This is a genomic window from Micromonospora sp. NPDC007208 (assembly GCF_042869175.1).
Classification (GTDB): Bacteria; Actinomycetota; Actinomycetes; order Mycobacteriales; family Micromonosporaceae; genus Micromonospora; species Micromonospora foliorum.
The window spans coordinates 242,994-268,805 of record NZ_JBIAFG010000007.1 but is presented as its reverse complement, the minus strand read 5'-3'; the positions used below and the strand labels follow the sequence as shown (position 1 = coordinate 268,805).

The window sequence follows — 25,812 nt, the reverse complement described above, 5'->3', positions numbered from 1 at the left end:
GTCGTGACCGGGGGTGGTCGCGGTGTCGGCCGGGCCGTGGTGGAACGGCTGGTGGCGACCGGTGCCACCATCGTCGTCCTGGAACGTGACGCCGACGCGGTCGACTGGCTGGCCGGCCACCCGGCCGCCGATCGGCTCGTCGCTGTGGTCGGCGACGCCGCCGACGAGCAGGTGGCCGAGCGCGCCGCCGAGCTGGCGGACCGCGCTGCGCCGCTGACCGGCTGGGTGAACAACGCGGCGGTGTTCCGGGATGCCACGCTGCACTCCACGTCGGCCGACACGGTGCTGGACCTGATCGGGCTGAACCTGCGCCCGGCCGTGGTGGGCGCCTCGGTCGCCGTCCGCCGCTTCCTGGCCCGCGCCGCCGGCGGCGCGATCGTCAACGTCTCGTCGCACCAGGCCCGTCGACCGGTGTCCGGTGCCCTGCCGTACGCGACAGCGAAGGCCGCCGTGGAAGGGCTGACCCGGGCGCTGGCCGTCGAGTACGGGCGGCACGGCATCCGCGCCAACGCGGTCGCGCTCGGCTCGATCGCCACCGAGCGGCACGCCGAATTCCTCGCCACCCAGGAGCCCAGCCAGGCCCAGTGGATCGACGCCGAGCTGACCCGGCTGCACCCGGTGGGCCGCATCGGGCGGGCCGAGGAGGTGGCCGAGGCGGTCGCGTACCTGCTGTCGCCCGCGGCGAGCTTCATCAACGGCGTGACGTTGCCTGTGGACGGCGGACGCGCCGTGCTCGGCCTCGACCCAGAGGCCCGCTGACCCGTTCTCGTGGCGCAGACGCTCCGGCCGCTGTGTTAGCCTCCGTGCGCGCCCCAGATGGGCCTACCCCCCGGAGGTTCTGGCTACTTCAGCCACCACGCCGAGATCGACGCGACGTACGCGTCTCTCGTGCGGGATCCGGGGCGTCGGCGCCCTCGGGGCTTTGTCATCTGCGTGGCTGGGTGAACGCTGTGGGCCTCCGGTCGGGTCTTCGGATCGACCGGGAAGAAGACGGTACGCATGACTGTCACGTTCAACCACACCATCATCGCCAGCAAGGACAAGAGCGCCTCGGCCGCGTTCTACCGGGAGCTGTTCGAATTGCCGGAGGCGCCTTCGTGGGGGCCGTTCACCAACGTCCAACTGGACGAGGGTGTGCTTCTCCAGTTCGCCGAGCCGCCGGTGGACATCCAGATGCAGCACTACGCGTTCCTCGTCGACGACGAGTTGTTCGGGCGGTGTCTGGCGTTCGTCGAGGGCCGTGGCATCACGTACTGGGCCGACCCGCAGCTGAAGCGGGAGGGCGAGACCAACACCGAGCACGGTGGCCGGGGCTTCTACCTCTTCGACCCGGCTGGCCACGCCATCGAGATCATCACCCGGCCGTACCTGTAGGGGTTGGTTGCGCCGCTCGTCGAGGACGATGTCGGCTCTTGTGGTTCGTCCCCCGGAGCCGACACCACCTCTGTGCGGCGGGTGCCGCCGACGCCCCGATCCCGAGACGGAGGATCAGCCGATGTGTTGCTTGATCAGGTCCGCGAGTTCCAGAGTGGCCTGGTGGCAGGCGGCGGCGTACCGGGTGAACTGCAAGAAGCCATGGGTCAGGTCGGGATGGTGCACGTAGGTGATGGCGTTGCCGGCGGCGGCGAGCTTCTGCGCGTACGCGTGCCCGACGTCGCGCAGGGGGTCGAAGCCGTTTGTGACGAGGATCGTCGGCGGCAGATCGGCGTGCGACGGTGCGTTCAAAGGCGTGATGTAAGGATGGCGGCCGTCATCCGAGTTCTTGATGTAGTTGCGGACCATCTCGTAGATGCCGTTGGTCTCCAGATAGAGCCCGACGCGGTTCTCGCTACCCGAAAGGGTGTCGCCCGGAAACGAGGCCTCCGGATATAGCGGCACCTGCAACGCGAGCTGCGGACCGTTCTCGTCGCGGAGCTTGAGCGCGACGACGCAGGTCATGTTGCCCCCTGCCGAGTCGCCGCCCAGCGCGATCTTGTTGGGGTCGACACCCTCGGAGTGGGCGTTGTCGAAGAGCCATCGCACGAAGAACTCGATCTCGTCGATCTGCACCGGGTACTTCGCCTCGGGGGCGAGTTGGTAGTCGATCGCGTACGTGACGATGCCGGCGCGCTCCGCGACCACCCGGAGCCCCACCTCGAACTCGTCGAGCGTGCCGTAGCTGAATCCGCCGCCGTGGATGTAGGCCAAAGCTCCGGCGGGCCTGCTGGCGGCGCGGGTCGGGGTGTGTCTGCGAACCGTCAGGGACCCGTGCGGTCCGGGGAGGGCGAACGTGTCGACGGCGCCGATCTCCGGCCACGGGCCGGCGCCGAGCACCGTGTGGTCACGTCGGCCCTGGGAGATCGCCACGTCGGCGCCGAGCACCGGCCCGGTCGGCAGCCACGCCTTCAACTCGGCGTCGAGGATGCCGCGCCCGACCGAAGCAGGGATGTCCGAGCCTGTGTAGACGGGCATTGACCAACAGCTCCATCAGTCCTTGGGTATCTCCACTGCCGAAGAACCCCTGCCTGGGGATCCTTACTGATTGATGGGGTGACCGGCGCGAGCATCGGAACCTTCCCGCGATCGGGTGACCACGTGCGCGCTGCAACCTCCGGTACGCCTTTGCCTGCCCGGCGTGCTCTTCCGCGCCGCCACCCCGCATCATCGTTCCCAGGCCACGCTCCGCAGCTCGACCCCTCGCGTAGCAGATGGGGGCATGATCAGGGCGTTGTCCACAAGGGCGCTGGTTGTCCACAGGCCGACGCCGTCTCCCTCCACCGTCCCGGCCGCCGCCATAGCGTCGCGCTGTGTCGCACGACGAGGAGACAGAGGTACGCCAGCGCCTGCGCCGGCTGACCGAGGCGGCTGTCGCACCGCCGCCCCGGCCGGAGGCGCCGCTCGCGGGCGTACCCCCGTTGTCCCTGGTCGTCGGCGTACAGCCTGCGGACCGGTCCGCCGAGCTGGTCGCGGAGTCGGCGTCGGGGGGCCTTGCGGTCCCGCCCGAGTCGTGGTTGCCAGGGCCGGGGGCGTTCGACCCCGGGCGGCGCGGTGTGCGGGCGTTGGCGGTGGTCGCCGTGGTGGTGGTCGTGGGTGCGGCAGGTTGGGCCTGGCAGGCCCGGCCGCAGTCGGAGCCGGTCGCCCCGCTGGTCAGTGAGACCGCGTCGGCCGCTCCCGCGGCTGACCCCAGTGTGTCCGGCTCCGGCGAGGTGGTGGTGGCGGTCGCGGGCAAGGTCCGAAAACCCGGTCTGGTACGCCTGCCGGCCGGTTCCCGTCTCGCCGACGCGGTGCAGGCGGCCGGCGGCGCGCTGCCCGGGGTCGACGTGGCGCTGCTCAACCCCGCCCGAAAGGTCACCGACGGTGAGCTGATCGTGGTCGGTGTGACGCCACCGCCGATGCCGGCAGGTGCGGCCGGGCCTGCGGCGGGAGGTGCGGCTCCCGCCACCGGGCCGCTGAACCTCAACACCGCGACACTGGCGCAGCTCGACGCGCTGCCCGGGGTGGGCCCGGTGCTCGCCCAACGGATCCTCGCCCACCGGGAGCAGCACGGCGGGTTCAAGTCCGTTGGCGACCTACGGCAGGTCGACGGGATCGGCGATGCCCGCTACGAGCAGCTCAAGGATCTGGTGACGGTATGAGCGGGTTCGCCGTAACCGCCGAGCCGCCACCGGTCGGCGGGGCTCAGTCCGGGCCGCTGGCCGGGCAGGCACAGCCCGCGTTACCGGCCGGCCAGGCCCGGTCCGAGCCGCCGGACCTGCGACTGGCCGGGCTCGCCGTGGCTGCCTGGCTCACCGCGCTCGCCAGCCTGCACCTCGGCACCCGCGCCGTTCTGCTGGTGGCCGGCACGGCGGCCGGTCTGACCGCGGTTGGTGCCGTGCATCTGCTCGGCCGCCTCGGCCGTCCCCGAGCTGTGGTGCGGCGCTACGGGTGGGTGGCCGTGGCGGTCGGCCTGGGTGTGGTCTGTGGTGGTGCGGCCACCGCCGCCCGGCTCGCCGTTCGTGACGCGCCCGCGATCCGTGCCCTCGCCGAGCAACGCGCTCCGATCACCGCCGACCTCGTCGTCCGGGACGATCCGCGCCCGATCCGGAGCGCCGGGCGGCCGGGCATGTTGCTGGTGTCGACCGAACTGGTCCGACTCACCGACCCGGACGGTCGACGAATCGACGCCTCCGTGCGGCTGCTCGTCCTGGCGACCGACCCGGCGTGGGAGGGTCTGCTCCCCGGGCAGCGCCTCACCGCCGACGGCCGGCTCGGCGTTCCGCGCGGCGGCGACCTCACCGCGGCGGTGCTCAGCACCAACGGCCCGCCGCAGCGGCACGGCGCGCCGTCCTGGGCGCAGCGCGCCGCCGGGACGCTGCGTACCGGCCTGCAACGCGCCTGCGCGCCGCTGCCCGACGACCCCGGTGGGCTGCTGCCCGGTCTGGTGGTGGGCGACACCAGCCGACTGCCGCCCGCCGTCGAACAGGACTTCCAGGCCACCGGAATGACCCACCTCAACGCGGTTTCCGGCTCCAACGTGGCGATTGTGGTGGGTGCGGTGTTGTTGCTGGCCCGTTGGTCGCGCGCCGGCCCGTGGCTCGCCGCCGCGCTGTGTGGGGTGGCGCTGGTGGGTTTCGTCATCCTGGTCCGCCCGTCGCCGAGCGTCGTACGGGCCGCCACGATGGGAGCGATCGGGCTCGCCGCCCTGGCAGCCGGTCGTCCCCGGGCGGCGCTGCCCGCGCTGGCCACCGCCGTCACCGTGCTGGTGCTCGTCGACCCCGAGCTGGCCGGGGATCCCGGGTTCGCCCTCTCCGTGCTGGCCACCGGTGGTCTTCTGCTGCTCGCGCCGCGCTGGCGGGACGGGCTGCGTCGGCGAGGCGTCCCGCCGGGGCTGGCCGAGGCGTTGGCCGTGCCGGCGGCCGCCCAACTTGCCTGCGGTCCGGTCGTCGCCGGGATCTCCGGCACGGTGAGCCTGGTGGCGGTGCCCGCCAACCTGCTGGCGGTGCCGGCCATCGCTCCAGCGACCGTGCTGGGCGTGCTGGCGGCCGTGGTGTCGCCGATCTGGCCGGCCGGCGCCGAGTTCGTGGCGTGGCTGGCGAGTTGGCCGGCCTGGTGGTTGGTGCTCATCGCCCGCCAGGGTGCCCGACTGCCGGGTGGCACCCTGCCGTGGCCGGGCGGGGTGCCCGGTGCACTGCTGCTGACCGGGCTGACCGTCGCGTTGCTGATCGCGGTGCGCCGGCCCCTCGTACGCCGGCTGGTGGCGGTGGTGGGGGTCGCCGCCGTGCTGGGTGCCCTGCCGGTTCGGCTGGTGGCCGCCGGCTGGCCGCCCGCCGGTTGGGTGGTGGTGGCCTGCGCGGTGGGCCAGGGCGACGCGCTGGTGCTCCCGGTCGACCCCGGCCGGGCCGTGGTGGTGGACGCCGGGCCGGAACCGGGGGCGGTGGACGGTTGCCTGCGTCGGCTCGGCGTACGGGAGGTGCCCCTGCTGGTGATCAGCCACTTCCACGTGGATCACGTGGGCGGGGTGGCCGGGGTGTTCCGGGGGCGGCGGGTGGGTGCCGTGCTGACGCCGTCGTCGACCGACCCGGAGAGCGGCCGGGAGCTGGTGCGGGCGTCGGCCACCGGCGGGCGGGCCGCGCTGTTGACCACCGTCGCTGGCGCTCGCCACCCCGTGGGCGGGGTCGACCTGCTGGTGCTCGGCCCGCCGTACCCGCTGGCCGGGACCAGGTCCGACCCGAACAACAACTCGCTGGTGCTGCGCGCCACGGTGGCCGGGATACGGATCCTGCTGGCCGGCGACGCGGAGACCGAGGAGCAGCACGCGATGGTGGCGCGGGCGGCCCCCGGCCAGTTACGGGCGGACGTGCTGAAGGTCGCGCATCACGGCTCGGCGTATCAGGACCCGGGTTTCCTCGACGCGGTGCGGCCGGCGGTGGCGCTCGTGCCGGTGGGCACGGGCAACACCTACGGACACCCGAGTGCGGGTCTGCTCGCCCGACTGAGCAGGGGTGGCGTGCGGGTGCTGCGTACCGACACGGACGGAGACGTGGCGGCGGTCCGAACGGGCGACGGTCTGGCGGTAGCCCGGCGAGGTGTGCCCGCAGGCCGACGGCCCTGAGCTGCCGGTCAGCACAGCGGCTTCCGATTGGGTGGGCGACTTGCGGATTAAGCAAGCAATTGAGGTGGATGTCGGGATTTGCGCTGTGTGCGGGCTGCGCCGACCAAGCAGCGAATGAGCAGGCACGATCCCACCGCAGGCCGTGCGAATATGGGCGGCGTGACCGCCGCCAGCCTCGCCCCCATTCTGCTCGTCCTCGGTGACGAGGAACTGCTCGCCACGCGCGCGGTCACCGAAGCTGTCGCGAAGGTTCGCGCCGTCGACCCCGAGGTGGACGTCCGCGAGTACCAGGCCAGTGCGCTCACCGTCGGCGAGATCGCCGAGATGCTCAGCCCCTCGCTCTTCGGCGGACGGCGGCTGCTGATCCTGCGTTCCGGCCAGGATGCCCGCAAAGATCTGGTCGCCGCGCTGTTGGCGTACGCGAAGAACCCCGACCCGGACGTCCAACTGCTGGTGCTGCACCTGGGTGGTGCCAAGGGCAAGGCGTTCGCCGACGGTCTGCGGGCGGCCGGCGCGACTGTCGTCCCGGCCGCCAAGCTGAAGGGGCACCGCGACCGGGTGGCCTTCGTCCGCGACGAGATTCGCCGGGCTGGCGGAAAGTGCACCGACGATGCCGCCGAGGCGCTCATCGCGGCGGTCGGCAACGACCTGCGGGAGTTGGCCGCCGCCTGCTCCCAGCTGATCGCCGACACCGATGGGCGGATCAGCGCCGAGACGGTCTCCCGCTACTACCGGGGTCGGGTCGAGGTGACCGGCTTCACGGTGGCGGACGCCACCATGGTCGGCGACGTGCCGGCAGCGCTTGAGGCACTGCGGTGGGCCCTGCACGTCGGGGTCGATCCGGTGCCCATCGCCGACGCCCTGGCCGACGGGGTGCGCACGGTGGCCCGGGTGGCGTCGGCCGGGCGGGGTAACGCGTACCAGCTCGCCAGCAGCCTCGGAATGCCCTCCTGGAAGGTCGAGCGGGCGCAGCGGCAGGGGCGGGGCTGGACGCCGGAGGGCCTGGTCCGGGCCATGCAGGTCGCCGCCGAGTGCAACGCGGCCGTCAAGGGCGGCTCCGACGACCGGGCGTACGCCCTGGAACGTGCGGTCTTCTCGGTCGCGGCGGCCCGGCAGGGCAGCACCAGGTGACGGGAGCGAACCGCCCAGCGTGGGCCACCATCCCCGTGGACGAGGAGCGTTACCGGCCGCTCTACGCCCGGCTCCTCGGCCTGCGGTTCGTCAACCCCGGAGGCGTGCTGTGCTTCCTCTTCTTCGAGGGTGCCATCGCCCTGGCGGTGCTGCTCGCCCTCGCCGAGTTGGTCAGCTGGTGGGCGGTGCTGGTGCTGCCGGTCGTGGTGGCGGCCATGGTGAAGCTCAACGACATGGTGGCCGCGATCGTGGTCCGCTCGGCCGCTCTCGTGCCCGAGCAGGAACGGGATCGGTTTCGCCGGCAGATGGAACCGGTGGTCGGCCGAGCCCGGGTGGAGTGGGTCTCGCACAGCGTTCCCGGCGTGGTGATCACCGCCGACCCCGTGCCACCGCCCCGGCGCGCCAACCCGTCAGACTGAGCGCCGACCCGCCCGGGCAGCGCACAGAACCGCCAGCCGGAGAACCGGTTGGGCAGCGCACAGAACCGCCGACCCGGGAGAACACGGCCGGCATGACACAGAACGGGCCGGCCCGGAGGAACCCGGCCGGCCTCTGGACACACGGAAACCCCGGGCCGGGGCCCGGGGTTTTCCGAATCAGTCTGACGGTGAAGTCGTCAGGCGGAGAGCGACACCACGCGCTTCGCGATCGCGGACTTGCGGTTCGCGGCCTGGTTGGAGTGGATCACGCCCTTGCTGACGGCCTTGTCCAGCTTGCGAGAGGCGTCCAGCATGAGCGCGGTCGCCTTCTCGACGTCACCGGCCTCGGCAGCCTCGTGGAACTTCCGGACGGCGGTCTTCAGCGACGACTTGACCGACTTGTTGCGCAGCCGGGCCTTCTCGTTCTGCCGGTTGCGCTTGATCTGGGACTTGATGTTCGCCACGCGACAGCCTCGTCTTGATAGCTCGGGTTGGTCAGCTTATTGCGCGTGATGACGAACATGCGTCATCGCTGCGCGAAGAGCCAGGTTACCAGGTCGCCCGGGACGAGCCAAAACGGCTCGGCCTTCGCGCGGACGGACCCGGCCCGTCGGGGACCAGGTTACGCCCTCGGCCACAGCGGCGCCTCACCGCCAGCCTCGGCGGCAGGCCGGTCCGCGCCACCGTCCCAGCCCCGCCCCAGCCCGCCCCCAGGCCGGTCCGCGTCACTGCCAGCCCTGGCGGCGGGCCAGCCAGTCGAGCGACTGTTCGCCGCTCCATCGCTGGTGGGCGGGCAGGTGCGGCGAGGCCGTCGGCGGTGCCGCCGCGGCGCCGGTGAGGTAGTAGCCGGCCAACGCGGCCAGTGTCGCGTCCAGCGCGTCCGGGGGAGCGCCGACGGTGGCCGGGTGCGCGGCGAAGAGCCGGTCCGCGTCCAGCCCGCTGGCGTACGCGGTGAGCAGCAGGCCGGCCAGGTCGAACCAGGCCGGACCGGAGCAGACCCAGGTCCAGTCGCAGAACCAGGCGCCGCCGTCCGAGTCGATCAGCACGTTGTCGACCCGCAGGTCGCCGTGGATCAGGCCGGTCGCCCCGGCGGCGTACCGGGGGAGGAGGGACTCCAGCTCCACCAGCTCGGGCAGCCGGTCCAGCAGCGGCGCGGGCAGTGGTGGGGTGGGCTCGCGACCGGCGGCGACCTCCTCCCACCAGAGGATGTCCGACCGGGCCAGGTCGGCCAGGTGCGGCAAACCCAGCCCGGTCAGCTCGGCCGGCGGGTCGGCCAGGGCGGCGGCGACCTGCGCGTACCCGGCGAGGGTGGCGTCCAGCTCGGCGGGCACCCAGGGCAGGCGCGGGGTGTGCCCGTCGACGGCGTCGGTGCACAGCACGAACCACCCGGCCGCGGAGAGGGTCCACCGGGGGCGGGGCGCCGGCAGGTCCACCGGCAGCCGATCGAGGATCGCGGCCTCTCGGGCGTACCAGTCGACCAGATGCGGTTGCTCGGCGGCGGGTGCGGCCTTGACGAAGGCCCGACCACCGTCGGCGGTGTCGAGCACGGCGGCGAACCCCCGGGTGAAGCCCGCGCCCGCGACCCGGGCGGTGACCACCGGCGCGCCGAGCCGTTCCGCGACCGCGGCCCGCAGCGCCGCCGGCAACGCCGGCCAGGACGGGCGCAGGGCGCTCGCGTGGTACGGCACCGGCGGCAGCAGGGGAGCAGACATCCCACCATGCTGCCCCGGGGTACGTGCGCGACGCACGGCGACACTGCCAGACTGCCAAGCCATGAGGACCGAGGACTTCTGGCAGCTGATCGACGAGGCGCGGGCTGGCGGCGGGGGTGAGCCCGGCCCGGTCGCCGCGCGGGCCGTCGCGCTGCTCGCCGCGCGCGACCCGGAGGACATCATCGGGTACGCGCGGCACCAGACGCGGGTGCTGGCCGCCTCGCACAAGGCGGACCTGTGGGGTGCGGCGTACCTGATCAACGGTGGCGCCTCGGCGGACGGCTTCGAACACTTCCGGGGTTGGCTGATGACCCAGGGTCGTGCCGTCTTCGCCCGCGCGGTCACCGAACCGGACTCGCTGGCCGAACTGCCCCAGGTGCGGGCGGCCTCGCTCAGCGGCGAGGAGTTCTCCGCCGAGCAGATGCTCTCGGTGCCCTGGGACGCGTACCGCAAGGCCACCGCGACCGAACTGCCGGCGGACCGCGACCCGGTGCGGACGCCGGACCTCAACGACTTCTGGGACTTCGACGACGAGGACGAGGCGCGTCGGCGGCTGCCCCGGCTGGCCGCGCTCTTCGTCGAGCCGCCGATGGAGTGAGGGGTCCTCGGGTCGATCCATCGCCCGCGCAGCGGGCGCACCCCGGCGGCGTGGGAACATAGAGGGGGTCGGCGGCGCGCCGGCCTGTTCACGTCAGCCGACCAGAACGGACCGCTGTGCCACCGAAGCTCGATCCCGGCGCGAACGCCCCTGGTGCCACCGACCCCGGTCGCATCCGGAACTTCGGCATCATCGCCCACATCGACCACGGGAAGTCGACCCTGGCCGACCGGATGTTGCAGCTCACCGGCGTGGTCGACCCGCGGCAGATGCGCGCGCAGTACCTGGACCGGATGGACATCGAGCGCGAGCGCGGCATCACCATCAAGAGCCAGGCCGTCCGCATGCCGTGGACCATCCGCGAGGGTGAGCGGGCCGGTGAGCACGCGGTGCTCAACATGATCGACACCCCGGGGCACGTGGACTTCACCTACGAGGTGTCCCGGTCGCTGGCCGCCTGCGAGGGTGCCGTGCTGCTGGTCGACGCCGCGCAGGGCATCGAGGCGCAGACCCTGGCCAACCTCTACCTGGCTCTCGAGAACGACCTGCGCATCATCCCGGTGCTCAACAAGATCGACCTGCCGGCCGCGCAGCCGGAGAAGTACGCCGAGGAGTTGGCCCACCTCATCGGTGGCGACCCCGCCGACTGCATCCGGGTCTCCGGCAAGACCGGCGAGGGCGTCCCGTACCTGCTCGACGAGATCGTCCGGCAGTTCATCCCACCGGTCGGTGACGCCGTGGCGCCCGCCCGGGCGATGATCTTCGATTCGGTGTACGACGTCTACCGCGGTGTCGTCACGTACGTCCGGGTCATCGACGGCCGGATCAGCGCTCGCGACCGGATCAAGATGATGTCCACCGGCGCGGTGCACGAGCTGCTGGAGATCGGCGTCATCTCGCCCGAGATGGTCAAGGCCGAGGCGCTCGGCGTCGGCGAGGTCGGCTACCTGATCACCGGTGTGAAGGACGTGCGGCAGTCCCGGGTCGGTGACACGGTCACCATCAACAGTCGGCCGGCGGCCGAGGCGTTGGGTGGCTACAAGGACCCGAAGCCGATGGTCTACTCCGGCCTCTACCCGATCGACGGGTCCGACTACCCGAACCTGCGCGAGGCGTTGGACAAGCTCAAGCTCAACGACGCCGCCCTGGACTACGAGCCGGAAACTTCCGGCGCGCTCGGCTTCGGCTTCCGCTGCGGCTTCCTCGGCCTGCTCCACCTGGAGATCATCCGGGAACGGCTGGAGCGCGAGTACAACCTCGACCTGATCTCCACCGCGCCCAACGTCGTCTACCGGGCGATCACGGACGACGGCGAGGAGATCGTCGTCACCAACCCGAGCGAGTACCCCACCGGCAAGATCGCCGAGGTGTACGAGCCCGTGGTCCGGGCCACCGTGTTGACGCCGAACGACTACGTGGGCGCGGTCATGGAGCTCTGCCAGGGCCGGCGCGGCACCCTGCTGGGCATGGACTACCTCTCCGCCGACCGGGTGGAGCTGCGCTACACGCTGCCCCTCGCGGAGATCATCTACGACTTCTTCGACCAGCTGAAGAGCCGTACGAAGGGCTACGCCTCGCTCGACTACGAGCCCTCCGGTGAGCAGGCGTCCGACCTGGTGAAGGTGGACATCCTGCTGCACGGCGAGCCGGTGGACGCGTTCAGCGCCATCGTGCACAAGGACAAGGCGTACAACTACGGCGTCACCATCGCCGCCAAGCTGCGCACCCTGATCCCGCGCCAGCAGTTCGAGGTGCCGATCCAGGCGGCCATCGGCAGCCGGGTCATCGCCCGGGAAACCATCCGGGCGATCCGCAAGGACGTTCTCGCCAAGTGCTACGGCGGCGACATCAGCCGCAAGCGCAAGCTGCTGGAGAAGCAGAAGGAAGGCAAGAAGCGGATGAAGATGGTCGGCCGGGTCGAGGTGCCGCAGGAGGCCTTCATCGCCGCCCTCTCCTCCGACTCCGGCGACGGCAAGGCCGCCGGCAAGAAGTAGGTCGCGACGCCGTACGCGCCCGGGTGCCAACCGCGCCCGGGCGCGTCGCGTTTCCCGGCGTCCCGGGTGCTCGCGCGATTGGCGGCTGAGCGCTGCGCTGCGGCGAGACGACCGCCGGGCCTGGAGAATTTTTCTGTCGCTGTCGTGCGGTCGGCGGGTCGACGAGATGGCCTCCCACCTGTGTGGACGTCCTCATGCGCCAACCGACGCACCGCTGGAGCATTGACGACTCACGTTGTCCTTTGCGGTGAGTCGGTTTGGGCTTTCGGTGGGTCGGGCACTTAGCGGTCACGACAGGAAGCACACACACCTCGTGTGTCAGACATTCTTTAGAAGGAGGGCGACCGTGGAGTTCACCGTGTGGGGCATCATCACTGCGATCGTTGTTGGTCTCATCGTCGGCGCGCTCGGCCGTCTGGTCGTCCCGGGCCGGCAGAACATGCCGATCTGGCTGCACATGCTGATCGGTATCGGCGCGGCCCTGCTGGGCACCGTCCTGGCGCGGGCCATCGGCATCGCGACCGAGACGAACGGTGTCGACTGGGGCGAGCTGCTGGTCCAGGTCGTGGTGGCCGCGATCGCTGTCGCGCTGGTGGCCGGTGTGGGTGGCCGCCGCCGCGTGACCCGGTAACAGCACCGCGCACCAACCCGTACCACCGCCGATGGGCGCCCGACCGACAGGTCGGGCGCCCATCGGCGTTCCGCCCACCGCGACGGCCACCGCCGCGTTCCACTCGTTCCAGGCCGCCTCGATGGGTGCGCGCTCGGCGGCTCAGCGGCCGGTGGGCTGCGGTGGAACGTGTTCTTGTCGGCCAAGTCGTGATCGTTTCGTGAGCGAAGTCGGTTTGGAATTTAGGTGGGTCGGGCAATTAACGGTCACGACAGGAAGCACACACATCGTGTGTCAGACATTCTTTGAAGGAGGGTGGCCGTGGAGCTCACCGTGTGGGGCATCATCACTGCGATCGTTGTTGGTCTCATCGTCGGCGCGCTCGGCCGCCTGGTCGTCCCGGGCCGGCAGAACATGCCGATCTGGCTGCACCTGCTGATCGGTGTCGGCGCTGCGCTGCTGGGCACGGTCCTGGCGCGGGCCATCGGCATCGCGACCGAGACGAACGGTGTCGACTGGGGCGAGCTGCTGGTGCAGGTCGTGGTGGCCGCGATCGCTGTCGCGCTGGTGGCCGGTGTGGGTCGCCGCCGCAGCGTCACCCGATAACGACCCGGCATCATCTGGCGACACAGCACCACTGGTAGGACAGCACGACTGGAAAGAGCGCCCGGCCAAGAGCCGGGCGCTCTTTCGTGCTGAAGTGCCCGACTTTGGCCCGATGCCGGAGCGCCGGTCGTCGGGCCGTTGCGGTACGGTCGCCACGCTTCGGCCAGTTCCGCCCACTGTCGTAAAGGAATTCTCCGTACTAGGGTGCGGCGGAGAAGGTTAGTTCCAAGTGGCGCGAGGGGAGAAGTGGCGTGAACAGGTGGAAGCGGCTGGCCCCGGTCACCGCCATGGTGGCCTCGGCCGCGATGGTGCTGACCGGCTGTGGAGGCTCCGGCGACGACGCGGCCGACGACAGCAAGCTCACGGTCTGGATGATGGGTGAGGGCGGGGACGCACAGAACTCCTTCCTCGACGGGGTCGAGACCGAGTTCCGCCAGAAGCACCCCGACACCGACGTGGTCGTGCAGTACATCCCCTGGCTGGAGGCGCCCAAGAAGTTCCAGGCCGCGCTCGCCGGGGGTGAGGGTCCGGACATCACCGAGCTGGGCAACACCGAGACTCAGGGTTGGGCCGCCCAGGAGGCGCTCGCCGACGTGAGTGGTCGGATGGGCGGCTGGGCCGACGGCAAGGATCTGCTGCCCGACCTGGTGCGCAACGCGCAGCTCGACGGCAAGCAGTACGGCGTGCCCTGGTACGCGGGTGTGCGGGCCATCTACTACCGCACCGACTGGTTCGCCGAGGCCGGCGTGCAGCCCCCGAAGACCTGGGACGACCTGGTCACGGTGGCCAAGGCCGTGCAGGCGAAGAAGAAGGGCACCTACGGCATCGCGCTTCCCGGCAACTCCGAGCTGCCCTTCTACTCCTTCCTCTGGGGTGCGGGCGGCGAGATCGCCAGCAACCAGGGCGGCACCTGGAAGTCCGGCTACACCACGCCCGAGGCGCAGCGGGCCGTCAAGTTCTGGACCGACCTGGTGACCGTGCACAAGGTCGCCCCGCCGGCCGCGGCGGGTTGGAACGAGATCGACGCGCGTACCCAGTTCGCCACCGGCAAGGCCGCGATGGCCTTCGCCGGTAGCTGGCAGCAGGGCGCCATCAAGAAGGACAACCCCGAGATCGAGAAGGTCTGGGGTACGTTCCCGATCCCCGGCCCGGACGGCAAGGCGGCGCCCGGTTTCGCGGGCGGCTCGGACGTGGCGATCTGGAAGGACAGCGAGCGGCAGGACCTGGCCTGGGACTACCTGACCGTGCTGCTGAACAAGAAGAACGCGCAGAGCTTCGCGAGCAGCCTCGGCTTCTTCCCGGTCTACCAGGACCTGGTCTCCGGTGACGCGTACGCGAACGACAAGGTGATGGCGTCGTTCGCCACCACCATGCAGAACACCAAGCTCACGCCGCTCACCCCGAAGTGGGTGGAGGTCAGCCGGACCAAGACGGTGACCCAGGCGATGAACAGCTCGGTCATGAAGGGTCAGAAGACGGTCGAGAAGGCTACCGCCGACGCGGCCGCTGAGATGGAAGGCATCTTGAACAGCAAGTGAGCTTACTGACCAAGAGCGCCGAGGCGGCCGCCGCGCGGGAGACCCCCGCGCGGCGGCGTCGCCGGGTGGACCGCCTGCCCTACCTGCTGCTCCTGCCCGCACTGCTGATCATCGGGGTGTTGCTGCTCTGGCCGCTCGGCCAGGTCGTGGTGATGTCCTTCTACCGCCTGAACAGCGTCCGGCAACTGCGCGGCGATCGGGAGTGGCCGTGGGTGGGGCTCGGCAACTACACCGACATCCTCTCCGACCCGTTCTTCCTGACCGTGCTGCGCAACACGGTTCTGTTCGCCGCGGCCAACGTGTTGCTCACCATGGTGCTCGGCACCCTGGTGGGGCTGCTGCTCAACCGGCTCGGGCGCAAGATGGCGACGTTCGTGGCGAGCTGCGTGATGCTCGCCTGGGCCACGCCGGCGTTGACCGGCACCATCGTCTGGAAATGGATCTTCGACGACACGAGCGGCCTGGTCACCTGGCTGTTCAACGCGTTGCCGGACGGGCTCTCGAACAGCCTGTTCGGGCGCAGCGACTGGACCGGTTACGGGTGGTTCAACTCGCCACTGCTCTTCTTCGCCATCCTCACCCTGGTCGTGGTCTGGCACTCGTTCCCGTTCATCGCGGTGAGCGTGCTGGCGGGTCTCAAGAGCGTGCCGAGTGAGCTGCACGAGGCGGCCCGGGTGGACGGCGCCAGCCCGTGGCGGGTCTTCTGGAAGATCACCTTCCCGTTGCTGCGCCCGGTCTTCGGGATCCTGATCGTGCTCTCCACGATCTGGGACTTCAAGGTCTTCACCCAGCAGTTCGTGCTGGCCGGCGGCACCCAGGACCGGCCGACGTTCATGCTCGCCATCTACTCGTACGCCGAAGCCTTCTCTCCGCCGCCGAAGTACGGACTCGGCGCGGCCATCGCGGTGATCCTGACGCTGATCCTGCTGGTGGTCACCGGCTTCTACGTACGGATGGTGCTCAGGCAGGAGGACGAGTCGTGAAGAAGGTAGCCCTCAACGGCGCCGGGCTGCTGGTCGCGCTCTTCGCGGCGTTCCCGGTCTACTGGATGATCTCCACCTCGCTGAAGCCGAGCAACGAGATCTTCTCGGCCACCCCGCAGCCGGTGCCGACCCATCCGACGTTGGCGCACTACCGGGAGATCCTGACCGGCAACCTGATCCCCGGCGTCAGCTTCCTCGACTTCTTCCTCAACAGCGCGCTGGTCGCCGTCTCCACTGTGGTGCTCAGTGGACTGGTGGCCCTGCTGGCGGCGACGGCGGTGGCGCGGTTCCGCTTCAAGCTGCGGACCAGCTTCCTGATCATGCTGCTGGTGGTGCAGATGATCCCGCTGGAGGCGTTGGTCATCCCGCTGTTCCTGATGATCCAGCGGCTGGGGCTCTACAACACCCTGCCCAGCCTGATCCTCACGTACCTCGGTTTCTCGCTGCCGTTCGCGGTCTGGATGCTGCGCGGCTTCGTCGCCGCGGTGCCGAAGGAACTGGAGGAGGCGGCGGCGATCGACGGGGCCAGCCGGGCCCAGACCTTCCGCCGGGTGCTCTTCCCGCTGGTCGCGCCCGGCCTGGTGGCAACCAGCATCTTCTCCTTCATCACGGCGTGGAACGAGCTGATCTTCGCGTTGACGTTCATCAACGACCAGGGCAGCTACACCCTGCCGGTGGCGATGACCTTCTTCTTCGGTCGGGACGACACCAACTGGGGGCCGGTGATGGCCGCGTCCACCCTGTTCACCCTGCCGGTCATCATCTTCTTCCTGCTGGTGCAGCGTCGGATGGTCTCCGGCCTGGTGGCCGGCGCCGTCAAGGGCTGACGCCGCGCCGCGGGGGCCGACGCCGGCGCTGGGCCCCCGCCCCGGGAGGGTTGGCCGGCGTCGGACCGCCACTAGGCTGACGGTCATGACGGGCAGGGTGGCAGCGGTGAACCTCGGCATCGTGACCGAGGCGGGGTGGGCCGGCGACGCGAGCGGTCGCAGCGGCATCGACAAGCGGCCGGTGGACGGCCCGGTTCCGCTGCTCACCGGCGGCCTGGCGGGCGACTTCATCGGCGAGCGGGCCCATCACGGTGGCCCTGACCAGGCCGTCTACGCCTATGCGGAGGAGGACGCCGCCTGGTGGGTGGCCGAACTGGGCCGCGCCATATCGCCCGGCGGCTTCGGCGAGAACCTGACCACCTACGCGGTCGACGTGACGGGTGCGGTGATCGGTGAGCAGTGGCAGGTCGGTTCCGCCCTGCTTCAGGTCACCAAGCCGCGCACCCCCTGCACCACGTTCGCCGGGTTCTGGGGCGTACCGGATCTGATCAAGCGGTTCACCGTCCGGGCCTCGCCCGGCGCCTACCTTCGGGTGCTGCGCGAGGGGGAGGTCGGCGCGGGCGACCCGGTCGAGGTGGTGGACCGGCCGGCGCACGGTGTGACCATCGGTGAGGTGTTCCGGGCGACCAGCCTGGAGCCGGAGTTGTTGCCTCGGCTGCTCGACGCCGAGGATCTGCCGGAGCCGATCCGAGAGAAGGCCCGCCGCCGCCTCGCCTCCCGCGGCTGACCGCGCTGTCGCGCCGACACGCGGCCATCCTGCCCGGGTCGGGGTAGCTGGCAGCCGACAAGAACCGGAGGACGGGACCAACGGCGGACGGTTGCCCGTATTGTCCCCATCGAGGGCCTGCGGCGGGGGACCGGGTGGAGCGCGATGTCGATGGCAACGGAGGGCGGTGCCCCGGCGGCGTCACCCACCGATCCGGACTTCAAGCGTCCGGCGTTCCTGGAACTCTTCTTCGACCTGGTCTACGTCTTCGCGCTGGTCACCTTGGCGACCACGTTGGCCGAGAACCTGACCTGGACCGGCGGCGCCGAGACGCTGGTGCTGCTGCTCGCGTTCACGATGATCTGGGCGCTGACCGTGTGGGGGGCGGACAGCCTCGACCTGGAACGCCCGTCCGGGCAGGGGCAGCTCATCTGGGTGGCGGCGGTCAGCCTGCTGTTGGCCGCGGCCGCGGCCGATGCGTACGGCGATCACGCGGTGCTCTTCGCGGTCACGTACGTGCTCATCCACGCCAGCACCTCCGTCTACTACTCCCTTGTCGCCCCTGGCAGGACCCTGCTTCCCAGCATCATCCGGATCCAGATCTGGGAGGGCGTCGCCGGTGTCGGCTGGATCGGTGGGGCGGTCGTCGGCGGTTCGGGCCAGTTGCCGATCTGGGCGCTCACGGTCGTCGTCGAATACTCGGCAGCCGGGTTCGGCTGGCCGGTGCCCAGGATCGGGCACTCACGAGCGCGCGACTGGCGGCTGGCCGGAGAACGGGTGGCCGAGCGTTACCGGCAGTTCGTCATCGTCGCGCTCGGTGTCTCGATCTTCGTGACCGGAACGACCTTCAGCATGAGCGAGTACACGATGGAACGGGCCTGGGCACTGCTCGTGGTGTTCACCACCGTGGTGCTGATGTGGCGGATCTACATCTACCGGGCCGGTGAGCTGCTGACCGAGGCGATCGCCCGGTCGTCCAACCCGGCGCTGCTCATCCAGTCCGCGGCGGTCACCCATCTGATCATGGTGGCCGGAATCGTCGGCGCGGCGGTCACCAGTCACCTCGTGGTGGTCCGCCCGTGGGGTGAGACCCCGCCGTCGTGGGCTGCGGTCATCCTCGGTGGCCCGGCGTTGTACCTGGTCGGACGGGGCGTACTCGACTTCACCGTGTTCGGGCGGATCTCGCGGTCCCGGTCGGCCGGGCTGGTGCTGTTGGCGTGCGTGGCGCCGGCCACGCCCCTGCTGCCGCCGCTGCTTGTCGCGCTGCTCGCAATGACCGTGCTGGCGCTGATCGCCGCGGCGAACCTGGTGAGCACCAGGCGACACGCGCGTACGCCGGCACCGCCGACGATGCGCTGACTCGTACGGCGGCCCCTCATCGTGCTGGCGCGGCGGCCCCGACCGGGCGACCGCGCGCGGCCAGCCCTTCGCCGACCAGGGTGGTCAGCAGGACCATGTTCGCCAGCATCAGGGCGGCCAGGGGCGGAAGTAGGAAAGTGGCGGGTGCCATCAGGGCACCCAACACCACGATCGCCAGCACCCGGGACCAGAGGATCCGGCCGGTCACCACGGCATCGAACAGGACGGTGCCGAGCAGGAACAGGAGCGGTCCGCCGAGGATGGCGACCATCAGCTCGACCGGGGCGCGGCCGAACGGCCGGTCGATGACCAGCGACGTGCCGGTCGAGACCAGCACCACCCCGGCGACCATGACCAGATGGGTGTACGAGGTGGAGGTGCCGGAGCGGACCCGTTCCACAGTCGCGACGGTCGGTGGCGCCAGGATCCGCTGGACCCGCTGGAAGTAGAGCTGGAACAGGAGGACCGCGCTGAGGAACGCGACCGCGCCGGTGGCCACCGCGCCGGCCGTGAATCCGCTGCCGGCCAGCCCCGTGCCGGTGTTCAGGATCAACTCGCCGAGCGCGACGATGAAGATCGCCCGGTGCCGCTCGGAGAGGTGCACCCCTGTGAAGATCTGGCTGGCGAGCTCGGTACGCCCCAGCCCTGGCGTCGGCCAGCCGATCCGGGCTGAGCCGAGGTCGACCGCCACCGCGAGCGACCAGAGCGCCAGTCGAGCGTTCTCGTCCACGAACACGCCGGCCACCCAGGGCGTCACGGTGATGCCGAACCAGAAGAACACCCGGATGCTCCTGGCCTGGATCGGACGGTTCACCCGGGTGCCGGGGATCAGGACGGCGTCCCGGACCAGGTGAATGCCGAAGTACGCCGCGACGAAGAGCCACCCGTACCGACCGAAGGCGAACGGCGTCGCGATCGCCATCAGCAGGGTGCCGAGCATGACCAGCAGGGTGGTCGCCTGGATGATCGGCAGGCGGGGGTTGAACAGGTCGGTGAGCCAGGCGGTCAGCACCCAGACCCACCAGGCGGCCAGCAGCAGGACGGCGGTCTGCGCCGCGCCCCGAAGGGTGAGGTTCTCGGCCAGGCTGGCGGCGAGCCGGGAGAACATGAAGATGTAGACCAGGTCGAAGAAGAGTTCCAGGAACGTCGGGTACTCCGGCTCGCCGCGGCGGCGGAGGATCCGGGGAAGCGGAGCGGACGTCACTGCGGCTGCCTCCTGTGCCACCCCGCGCCCTGGGCGGGGGCGCTGCGCCCCGACCCCGCGCACCCGCCACGCTACCGACCGTACGGTGGCCGGTGAGCCGGAACGCACTCGCTCAGCGGGTGGACGTGGAACGGCCCCCTGCCATCGCTGAGCGTTGGCAGGGGGCCGTCCGACGAGCAGAAGTCAGCGGAGCCAGGGGATGTTGCGGTCGAGCAGACCGCGCTCCTTGAGCTCCTTGCGCAGCGGGATCTCGTCGTCGACGTACCCGTCCCAGTTGATGCCCCAGTAGTTGGCGGTGTGGGTGCCCTCGCCGATCAGCTGGCGCTGCACGGGGGTGCGGTTGCGGTACCACTCGCCGTTCACGTCGGGGTGCAGCTCGTCCAGCGGACGGATCCACCGGTAGGTGTAGCCGACGAAGAGCATCTTGCGGGTGATCGTCGACAGGTTCGTCGACCGCGAGTGCCACTGCCGGCGGTCGAAGATGAAGGCGTCGCCCGGGTTGGCGGTGATCTCCACCGTGCCCTCCGGGTCGGGGTTCTGCACGGTGAGGTCCGCCGGCCGGGGCAGCGAGTTCTTGAGATGGCTGCCCGGGATGACCTTGGTGGCGCCGCGGCCGGTCTCGGAGAGGTCCGACAGCACGTACGCGACCTTCAGCGAGAACATCGGCCGAGGCAGGTTCGGGTCCATCGTCTCCGGGTCGGAGTTCTGCCGGTACCCGTCCTGGTGCCAACCCCAGTACGGCTTCTCCGGCTCGGCGGCCGGCGGGGTGACGTCCAGGTGGTTGTGGTGGGTGTAGATGTTCCAGCCGGCCAGCCCCCACATGTACGGGAAGGCGATCGGGTGGGTCAGCAGCTCACCGAAGAGCTCGTCGCGCTCCAGGAAGCCCAGCAGGTGCAGGGTGCCGTCCTTCTTGGTGGTGCCCTTCGCCTGCTCCTCCGCGTAGACGCGGTCGACCGCCGCCTCCAGCGCCGCCCGGTGGTCCTCCGTCAGGACGTTGCGCAGCAGGAGGAAGCCCTGCTCGTGGAACTCCTTGCGGTCAGTGTCGCTGATCGGTTCGTAACCGGTCCGGTCGCCGTAATCGAACACCGCGTCGTACCCCTCCCCATGAGGTGAAACCATTTCTGGCACAGGCCGCCGATCGTAACGCGGTGGCCCCGGCGTCGGGGAGGGTGTGGTGCGGGATTGGGCCGCCGTGGGACCCCACGCAGCGGGAGAAGCGCACAGAGTGAGATCTGAGCGATCAATAGCGCGATTTAACGCACATTGCCGGTTTGTGCGGTGACTGCCGGTTAAGAGATCCGGGTCGGTCAACCCTCGTTGAACACCTCGGCCACCACCTGGCCGGCGGGGCTCTGTCGGCCGTCCACCCGGCCCCACGAGCCGTCGCGGGCGGTCCACTCCAGGTCGCCGAAGCGGACCCGCTTCACCCCGTGGTCCTGGGCGTGCGACACCAGCCAGTGCGCGTACCGCCAGCCGTCGCGTTGGTCGCCCGGAGTCACCGCCAGCCCGGTCGGGTCGGTCGGGTCGGTGCCCTCCAACCCCCAGTCCAGCACGAGGTTGCGGGTCAGTTGCGCGGCAGCCGCCGCGCCGTGCATCGCCGGGGTACGCCCCACCGTGCAGGCGACCGCGCCGCTTGCGTCGCCGAGCAGGGCTCGGCTGAGCACCTCGGAGTCGTCGGCCCACTTCTGGTACGCCTCGGGGAACGCCGAGCGCTGCACCCGCTGGGCGGCGTCGGTGACGCGCATCTTCTCCCAGCCGCGCACCTTCTTGAGGGAGGCGTAGAACCGGTTGGCCGCGTAGCGCGGGTCGCGGATCTGCGCCGGAGTGCCCCAACCCTGGCTCGGTCGCTGCTGGAACAGGCCAACCGAGTCGCGGTCGCCGTCGGCGAGGTTGCGCAGCCCGGACTCCTGGTACGCGGTGGCGAGCGCGACCACGACGGCCCGCTCGGGCATGCCGCGCTTCGCGCCGATCGCCGCGATGGTCGCCGCGTTGGCCATCTGGTCGGCGTCCAACGCGACCCGTCCGTCGGCCTGCACGGTGCACTTCCGTGCCATCAGCGGCAACGTGAGGTTGTCGCCGACCTGCCGTACGACGAGCCAGACAGCGATCACGGCGACGAGGATGAGCACCACTCCACCCGCCACGGTTGCCCGAGTTCGCACCCACACCCCCAGATCGACAGTCTGACAAGCGTACGTCCCCGCCGGCCCTTCCCGGGTCGTCCGAGCGGTTTGGGCCTGACCTGGTCGGCTCCGACCGGTTCGGGGTCGGCTCCGATGTCGCGTACCGGTTGGCGACGTTCCCGCTCCGGTCGGGATCTCACCTGCCGGGTCGTTCGGTCACCCCGTCGCGGTGGGCTGTTGTGCGTGTCACCGGGTATGCGAAATCGGGAAGCGATTGACCTGTCAAGGACTTTAGTTGACATGTCAATCCGACCTACCACCCATACCCGGGCGCGTCGGTCGCCGAACGAGGAGGAGTTCCATGGGAACGCTCGATGGCAAGGTCGTACTGATCACCGGCACCGGCGGTGGTCTGGGTCGCGTGGCGGCGCTGACCTTCGCGCGCGAGGGCGCGAAGGTCGTCGGGGCCGACCTCCAGGTCGCCGGTAACGACGAGACGGTCGAGCTCGTCCGCACCGCCGGCGGCGAGATGACCGGCATCGCGCCGGTCGACCTCACCGACCCCGAGCAGGTACGGAAGCTCGTCGACGACGCTGCCGCCGCCTATGGCGGGCTCGACGTGGTCTACAACAACGCGGCCGCGCTCCGCTTCGGCCCGATGCCCGACTTCTCGGTGCAGGACTGGCGCTACACCATTACCGGGGAACTCGACATCCCGTACTTCGTGTCGAAGTTCGCCTGGCCGCACCTGGTCCAACGCGGCGGGGGTGTCATCATCAGCGCCGCCTCCATGGCCGGGATGATCGGCGGCCACGTCCCGCCGATGGTCGGTCACACCGCCGCGAACGCCGGCATCATCGGCATGACGCGACAGCTCGCGCTCGAAGGCGCGCCGCACGGGATCCGCGCGGTGGCGATCAGCCCCGGGCCCACCCTCACCCCAGCCAGCGAACGCGACCTCGGTGACAACCAGGAGGCGCGGGACGCCATCACCGCCAAGACGCTGCTCAAGCGCTTCGCGCGCCCCGAGGAGGTCGTCGAGCTGGTGGTCTTCCTCGCGTCCGACCGGGCGTCGTACATCACCGGGGCGAACTACCCGGTCGACGGCGGCGCGACCGCCTGGTAACCCGACCTTGGGGCGCCGCCGCTCCCGGTGGCGCCCCGACCGTCAGTCGTCGAGGGCGGGCACCCAGCGCGCCGGTCGACGTTCGCGGAACGCGGTGACCCCCTCGCGCCCCTCGTCGGAGAGGAAGTAGCCGGTCGAGACGGCCGAGAGCCGGGCCAGGTCGGCGCGCAACTCGGCGCTGCCCGGTCGGCGCAGCAGCTCCTTCGCGCCGGCCAGCGCCCCGGGCGCGCCGCGCACCAGCGAGTCGCAGTAGCCCCGTACCGCGTCGTCCAGCCCGTCCGCCGGAACCGAGGCCGTGACCAGGCCGATCTCGGCGGCCCGGCGGCCGTCGAAGGTGTCCCCGGTCAGGTACAGCTCGGCGGCGGCGCGGGGGTGCAGCCGGGGCAGCACGGTCGCCGAGATCACCGCCGGGATCACCCCGATGCGTACCTCGGTGAACGCGAACGTCGCCTCGTCGGCGCAGACCGCCAGGTCGGCGGCGGCGACCAGGCCCAGCCCACCGGCCCGCGCCGGCCCGCCGACCCGGGCCAGCACCGGCTTCGGGCACTCCCAGAGCGCCGCGAGCACGTCGCCCAGCATGCCGGCCGGCACCGTCCCGCTGGCGTACGCCGCGGCGGTCTCCTTCAGGTCCGCGCCCGAGCAGAAGACCGGGCCGGTGTGGTTTAGCACGATCACTCGGACCGCCTCGTCGGCGACCGCGTCCGCCAGCCCGGCCAGCAGCTGGGTCATCAGGCCGGTGGAGAGCGCGTTGCGGTTGTGCGGGCTGTCCAGGGTGAGGGTGGTCACCCCACGGGCCGTGGCGACCCGCACGAGGACGTCGGGAGAGGTCATGCCGGGCACACTAGTGGCCATGCCCGGCGTCCTTCCAGATGGTGAGACCGTCCCCGTCGACGGATCGTTGCCCGCCACCGCCACCACGTCGGTCGGCGCGCGCGGCTTCGGCGTGTACGTGCACGTGCCGTTCTGCGCCAGCCGCTGCGGCTACTGCGACTTCAACACCTACACGGCGTCCGAGTTGGGCGGCGGCGCCAGCCGCGAGGGGTACGCCGACACCGTCCTGGCCGAGCTGACGCTCGCCGCCCGGGTGCTCGGCGACAGCCCGCCACCTCGGGTCGACACCGTCTTCGTCGGCGGCGGCACGCCCACCCTGCTCCCCGCCGACGACCTGGCCCGCATCCTCGACGGCATCGACCGCACCTGGGGGCTGGCCGCCGACGCCGAGGTGACCACCGAGGCCAACCCGGAGTCGGTCACCCCGGAATCGTTGAAGCTGCTGCGGGCCGCCGGCTACACCCGGGTCTCGCTGGGCATGCAGTCCGCCTCCCCGGGGGTGCTGGCGATCCTGGACCGCAAACACAGCGCCGGCCGGGCCACCGCCGCCGCCCTGGAGGCGCGCGACGCCGGGTTCGAGCACGTCAACCTGGACCTGATCTACGGCACCCCGGGGGAGCGGGCGGAGGACTTCGCCGCCTCGCTGGAGCAGGTCGTCGCCGCCGGCGTGGACCACGTCAGCGCGTACGCCCTGATCGTCGAGGACGGCACCCGGCTCGCCGCCCGGATGCGGCGCGGCGAGCTGGCGTACCCCAGTGACGACGTGGCCGCGGACCGCTACCTGGCTGCGGAGGCCGCGCTCGACGCGGCCGGGCTCTCCTGGTACGAGGTCTCCAACTGGGCCCGCACCGAGGAGGCCCGCTGCCGGCACAACCTGCTCTACTGGACCGGCGCGGACTGGTGGGGGCTGGGGCCGGGGGCGCACAGCCACGTCGGCGGGGTGCGCTGGTGGAACGTCAAACACCCCTCGGCGTACGCCCAGCGGCTGGCCGCCGGCGCGTCTCCCGGTCTGGCCCGGGAGGTGCTCACGGTCGACGAGGCGCACATGGAGGACGTGATGCTCCGGCTGCGGCTGGCCAGCGGCCTCCCGCTGGCGGTGCTCGACGCCACCGGCCGGGCCGGCGCCGAGCGGGCGCTGGCCGGCGGCCTGCTGGCCGCCGACGAGTACGCCGCCGGCCGGGCGGTGCTCACCCTGCGCGGGCGGTTGCTCGCCGACGCCGTCGTCCGCGATCTGCTGCCCTGAGCGGCCCGCCGCCCCTGGACGGGGGCGGCGGTGGTCCGGACCGGCCGGGGGAGCGGCCGGCCCGGTTCACTTGATGAAGTTGGCAGTCATCGGGTAGCGGTACGGGGTGCCCTCGTTGGCCTTGATGCCGGCGATGATCCCGAACAGGATCTGGATCACCACGACGGCGATGCTGGGCAGGAAGAGCAGGCACCAGCTCACGAAGAGCAGCACGAACGCGATGATCGACCAGAGGATCTGGAAGTTCAGGGCGGCGAGGGCGTGCGCCCGCACGGTCGGCGACTGCTGGCCCCGGGCCAGGTAGGCGATGAGCGGGGCGACGAAGCCCAGCGGACCGAAGCTGACCAGCGCGCCGAGGGCGCCGCCGAAGTGCGCGACCAGCGCCCAGGTCTTGTCCTCGTTGTTGGCGTAGCCGCCGCCGGGGCCGCCGTAGGCCCCACCGGCCGGGTAGCCGCCGGGTGGCGGATAGCCCCCGGGCGGGGGATAGCCGCCTGCCGGAGGGTAGCCGCCCGACGGCGGTTGGTCACCGGTGGGCGGTGGATAGCCACCGGCCGGGGGATACCCGGCCGGGCCGGGCGCCCCGGACAGTGGTGCGGTGGGTGGCTCGGCCGACGGGAACGGGCCCGGCGAGGTGGGCTCCGGCGGGTAGTTGCCGGAGTCGCCCGATCCGGGAGGGCGAGGAGGTTCAGTCATGGATGTCACGGTAGGGGCCGGTGGCAACGCCGCACCAGA

Annotated in this window: 25 protein-coding genes; 17 read left to right on the top strand and 8 right to left on the bottom strand. The window is 71.1% G+C overall.

All coding sequences use genetic code 11. The features are described 5' to 3' along the window. Window positions 1–3: 3 nt before the first annotated feature. Both ACFYL6_RS17395 and ACFYL6_RS17390 read left to right on the top strand, forming a co-directional pair. Window positions 4–759 carry an SDR family NAD(P)-dependent oxidoreductase gene (locus ACFYL6_RS17395; protein WP_387172171.1) on the top strand — a complete coding sequence of 252 codons (756 nt, stop codon included), beginning with the start codon at window positions 4–6 and terminating at the stop codon, window positions 757–759. Window positions 760–999: 240 nt separating this feature from the next. After that, the gene (locus ACFYL6_RS17390; RefSeq protein WP_387172169.1) at window positions 1,000–1,374 is read left to right on the top strand and encodes a VOC family protein; all 375 of its coding nucleotides are present in this window, start codon (window positions 1,000–1,002) and stop codon (window positions 1,372–1,374) included. 114 nt (window positions 1,375–1,488) lie between these two features. On the opposite strand, the gene ACFYL6_RS17385 is transcribed toward ACFYL6_RS17390, so the two are convergent. Further along, window positions 1,489–2,451, bottom strand: coding sequence for an alpha/beta hydrolase (locus ACFYL6_RS17385; RefSeq protein WP_387172167.1), 963 nt, complete (start codon window positions 2,449–2,451; stop codon window positions 1,489–1,491). A 335-nt stretch (window positions 2,452–2,786) separates the two neighbouring features. Between ACFYL6_RS17385 and ACFYL6_RS17380 the strand changes: the two genes are divergently transcribed. The 4 genes from ACFYL6_RS17380 (at window position 2,787) to ACFYL6_RS17365 (ending at window position 7,620) form a co-directional block, all read left to right on the top strand. Further along, window positions 2,787–3,614, top strand: a complete 828-nt coding sequence (locus ACFYL6_RS17380; protein ID WP_387172165.1) for a helix-hairpin-helix domain-containing protein — start codon at window positions 2,787–2,789, stop codon at window positions 3,612–3,614. Beyond that, window positions 3,611–6,070 (top strand): ComEC/Rec2 family competence protein, encoded by a 2,460-nt coding sequence (locus ACFYL6_RS17375; protein ID WP_387172163.1) that lies wholly within the window; start codon window positions 3,611–3,613, stop codon window positions 6,068–6,070. The genes ACFYL6_RS17380 and ACFYL6_RS17375 overlap by 4 nt, the downstream gene beginning before the upstream one ends. Before the next feature lie 150 nt (window positions 6,071–6,220). Then, a complete protein-coding gene (holA, locus tag ACFYL6_RS17370; protein WP_387172266.1) occupies window positions 6,221–7,201 on the top strand; it encodes a DNA polymerase III subunit delta in 981 nt (326 codons plus the stop codon). Then, complete coding sequence (locus ACFYL6_RS17365) at window positions 7,198–7,620, top strand: hypothetical protein (RefSeq protein ID WP_091409841.1); 423 nt, start codon at window positions 7,198–7,200, stop codon at window positions 7,618–7,620. Before holA ends, ACFYL6_RS17365 begins: the two co-directional genes overlap by 4 nt. Before the next feature lie 197 nt (window positions 7,621–7,817). Here the strand turns inward: ACFYL6_RS17365 and rpsT are convergent, their stop codons facing one another. Then, window positions 7,818–8,084, bottom strand: a complete 267-nt coding sequence (gene rpsT / locus ACFYL6_RS17360) for a 30S ribosomal protein S20 (RefSeq protein ID WP_030491765.1) — start codon at window positions 8,082–8,084, stop codon at window positions 7,818–7,820. Window positions 8,085–8,345: 261 nt separating this feature from the next. Further along, a complete protein-coding gene (locus ACFYL6_RS17355) occupies window positions 8,346–9,332 on the bottom strand; it encodes a phosphotransferase family protein (protein ID WP_387172160.1) in 987 nt (328 codons plus the stop codon). A gap of 61 nt (window positions 9,333–9,393) precedes the next feature. On the opposite strand from ACFYL6_RS17355, the gene ACFYL6_RS17350 reads away from it, so the two are divergent. From ACFYL6_RS17350 to ACFYL6_RS17310, 9 genes are all read left to right on the top strand, one after another. After that, window positions 9,394–9,930, top strand: coding sequence for a DUF4240 domain-containing protein (locus tag ACFYL6_RS17350; RefSeq protein ID WP_387172159.1), 537 nt, complete (start codon window positions 9,394–9,396; stop codon window positions 9,928–9,930). 116 nt (window positions 9,931–10,046) lie between these two features. Next, complete coding sequence (lepA, locus tag ACFYL6_RS17345) at window positions 10,047–11,924, top strand: translation elongation factor 4 (RefSeq protein ID WP_112620143.1); 1,878 nt, start codon at window positions 10,047–10,049, stop codon at window positions 11,922–11,924. 346 nt (window positions 11,925–12,270) lie between these two features. Then, window positions 12,271–12,555 carry a GlsB/YeaQ/YmgE family stress response membrane protein gene (locus tag ACFYL6_RS17340; RefSeq protein ID WP_124820451.1) on the top strand — a complete coding sequence of 95 codons (285 nt, stop codon included), beginning with the start codon at window positions 12,271–12,273 and terminating at the stop codon, window positions 12,553–12,555. Between the two features lie 300 nt (window positions 12,556–12,855). Beyond that, on the top strand, window positions 12,856–13,140 hold the full coding sequence (locus tag ACFYL6_RS17335; protein WP_179780540.1) for a GlsB/YeaQ/YmgE family stress response membrane protein: 285 nt from the start codon (window positions 12,856–12,858) through the stop codon (window positions 13,138–13,140). Between the two features lie 251 nt (window positions 13,141–13,391). Further along, the gene (locus ACFYL6_RS17330; RefSeq protein ID WP_387172157.1) at window positions 13,392–14,678 is read left to right on the top strand and encodes a sugar ABC transporter substrate-binding protein; all 1,287 of its coding nucleotides are present in this window, start codon (window positions 13,392–13,394) and stop codon (window positions 14,676–14,678) included. Next, a complete protein-coding gene (locus ACFYL6_RS17325; RefSeq protein ID WP_387172155.1) occupies window positions 14,675–15,661 on the top strand; it encodes a carbohydrate ABC transporter permease in 987 nt (328 codons plus the stop codon). Before ACFYL6_RS17330 ends, ACFYL6_RS17325 begins: the two co-directional genes overlap by 4 nt. Then, the gene (locus tag ACFYL6_RS17320; RefSeq protein WP_387172154.1) at window positions 15,658–16,488 is read left to right on the top strand and encodes a carbohydrate ABC transporter permease; all 831 of its coding nucleotides are present in this window, start codon (window positions 15,658–15,660) and stop codon (window positions 16,486–16,488) included. Before ACFYL6_RS17325 ends, ACFYL6_RS17320 begins: the two co-directional genes overlap by 4 nt. A gap of 85 nt (window positions 16,489–16,573) precedes the next feature. Then, the gene (locus tag ACFYL6_RS17315) at window positions 16,574–17,215 is read left to right on the top strand and encodes an MOSC domain-containing protein (protein WP_387172152.1); all 642 of its coding nucleotides are present in this window, start codon (window positions 16,574–16,576) and stop codon (window positions 17,213–17,215) included. Between the two features lie 144 nt (window positions 17,216–17,359). Then, complete coding sequence (locus ACFYL6_RS17310) at window positions 17,360–18,553, top strand: low temperature requirement protein A (RefSeq protein ID WP_387172150.1); 1,194 nt, start codon at window positions 17,360–17,362, stop codon at window positions 18,551–18,553. 16 nt (window positions 18,554–18,569) lie between these two features. Here the strand turns inward: ACFYL6_RS17310 and ACFYL6_RS17305 are convergent, their stop codons facing one another. The 3 genes from ACFYL6_RS17305 to ACFYL6_RS17295 form a co-directional block, all read right to left on the bottom strand. Next, window positions 18,570–19,757, bottom strand: coding sequence for a low temperature requirement protein A (locus ACFYL6_RS17305; RefSeq protein ID WP_387172148.1), 1,188 nt, complete (start codon window positions 19,755–19,757; stop codon window positions 18,570–18,572). A 183-nt stretch (window positions 19,758–19,940) separates the two neighbouring features. After that, the gene (locus ACFYL6_RS17300; RefSeq protein WP_091409805.1) at window positions 19,941–20,843 is read right to left on the bottom strand and encodes a phytanoyl-CoA dioxygenase family protein; all 903 of its coding nucleotides are present in this window, start codon (window positions 20,841–20,843) and stop codon (window positions 19,941–19,943) included. A 221-nt stretch (window positions 20,844–21,064) separates the two neighbouring features. Continuing rightward, window positions 21,065–21,925 carry a hypothetical protein gene (locus ACFYL6_RS17295; RefSeq protein WP_387172146.1) on the bottom strand — a complete coding sequence of 287 codons (861 nt, stop codon included), beginning with the start codon at window positions 21,923–21,925 and terminating at the stop codon, window positions 21,065–21,067. A 316-nt stretch (window positions 21,926–22,241) separates the two neighbouring features. Here ACFYL6_RS17295 and ACFYL6_RS17290 point away from each other — a divergent pair, with 316 nt between their 5' ends. Next, the gene (locus ACFYL6_RS17290) at window positions 22,242–23,006 is read left to right on the top strand and encodes an SDR family NAD(P)-dependent oxidoreductase (protein ID WP_387172144.1); all 765 of its coding nucleotides are present in this window, start codon (window positions 22,242–22,244) and stop codon (window positions 23,004–23,006) included. 42 nt (window positions 23,007–23,048) lie between these two features. On the opposite strand, the gene ACFYL6_RS17285 is transcribed toward ACFYL6_RS17290, so the two are convergent. Continuing rightward, entirely contained in the window at window positions 23,049–23,837 is a 789-nt protein-coding gene (locus ACFYL6_RS17285) for an enoyl-CoA hydratase-related protein (protein ID WP_387172142.1), read from the bottom strand. 19 nt (window positions 23,838–23,856) lie between these two features. On the opposite strand from ACFYL6_RS17285, the gene hemW reads away from it, so the two are divergent. Further along, window positions 23,857–25,080, top strand: a complete 1,224-nt coding sequence (gene hemW / locus ACFYL6_RS17280; protein WP_387172264.1) for a radical SAM family heme chaperone HemW — start codon at window positions 23,857–23,859, stop codon at window positions 25,078–25,080. Between the two features lie 66 nt (window positions 25,081–25,146). Here the strand turns inward: hemW and ACFYL6_RS17275 are convergent, their stop codons facing one another. Beyond that, window positions 25,147–25,773, bottom strand: a complete 627-nt coding sequence (locus ACFYL6_RS17275; RefSeq protein ID WP_387172140.1) for a DUF4870 domain-containing protein — start codon at window positions 25,771–25,773, stop codon at window positions 25,147–25,149. Between the last annotated feature and the right edge of the window lie 39 nt (window positions 25,774–25,812).

Bases quoted from the DNA above. Each gene is read 5' to 3' on its own strand.
- ACFYL6_RS17390 (WP_387172169.1), top strand. From the start codon at position 1,000: ATGACTGTCACGTTCAACCACACCATCATCGCCAGCAAGGACAAGAGC.
- ACFYL6_RS17385 (WP_387172167.1), bottom strand. From the start codon at position 2,451: ATGCCCGTCTACACAGGCTCGGACATCCCTGCTTCGGTCGGGCGCGGC.
- ACFYL6_RS17375 (WP_387172163.1), top strand. From the start codon at position 3,611: ATGAGCGGGTTCGCCGTAACCGCCGAGCCGCCACCGGTCGGCGGGGCT.
- holA (WP_387172266.1), top strand. From the start codon at position 6,221: ATGGGCGGCGTGACCGCCGCCAGCCTCGCCCCCATTCTGCTCGTCCTC.
- ACFYL6_RS17355 (WP_387172160.1), bottom strand. From the start codon at position 9,332: ATGTCTGCTCCCCTGCTGCCGCCGGTGCCGTACCACGCGAGCGCCCTG.
- ACFYL6_RS17350 (WP_387172159.1), top strand. From the start codon at position 9,394: ATGAGGACCGAGGACTTCTGGCAGCTGATCGACGAGGCGCGGGCTGGC.
- ACFYL6_RS17315 (WP_387172152.1), top strand. From the start codon at position 16,574: ATGACGGGCAGGGTGGCAGCGGTGAACCTCGGCATCGTGACCGAGGCG.
- ACFYL6_RS17310 (WP_387172150.1), top strand. From the start codon at position 17,360: ATGTCGATGGCAACGGAGGGCGGTGCCCCGGCGGCGTCACCCACCGAT.
- ACFYL6_RS17290 (WP_387172144.1), top strand. From the start codon at position 22,242: ATGGGAACGCTCGATGGCAAGGTCGTACTGATCACCGGCACCGGCGGT.
- ACFYL6_RS17285 (WP_387172142.1), bottom strand. From the start codon at position 23,837: ATGACCTCTCCCGACGTCCTCGTGCGGGTCGCCACGGCCCGTGGGGTG.
- hemW (WP_387172264.1), top strand. From the start codon at position 23,857: ATGCCCGGCGTCCTTCCAGATGGTGAGACCGTCCCCGTCGACGGATCG.
- ACFYL6_RS17275 (WP_387172140.1), bottom strand. From the start codon at position 25,773: ATGACTGAACCTCCTCGCCCTCCCGGATCGGGCGACTCCGGCAACTAC.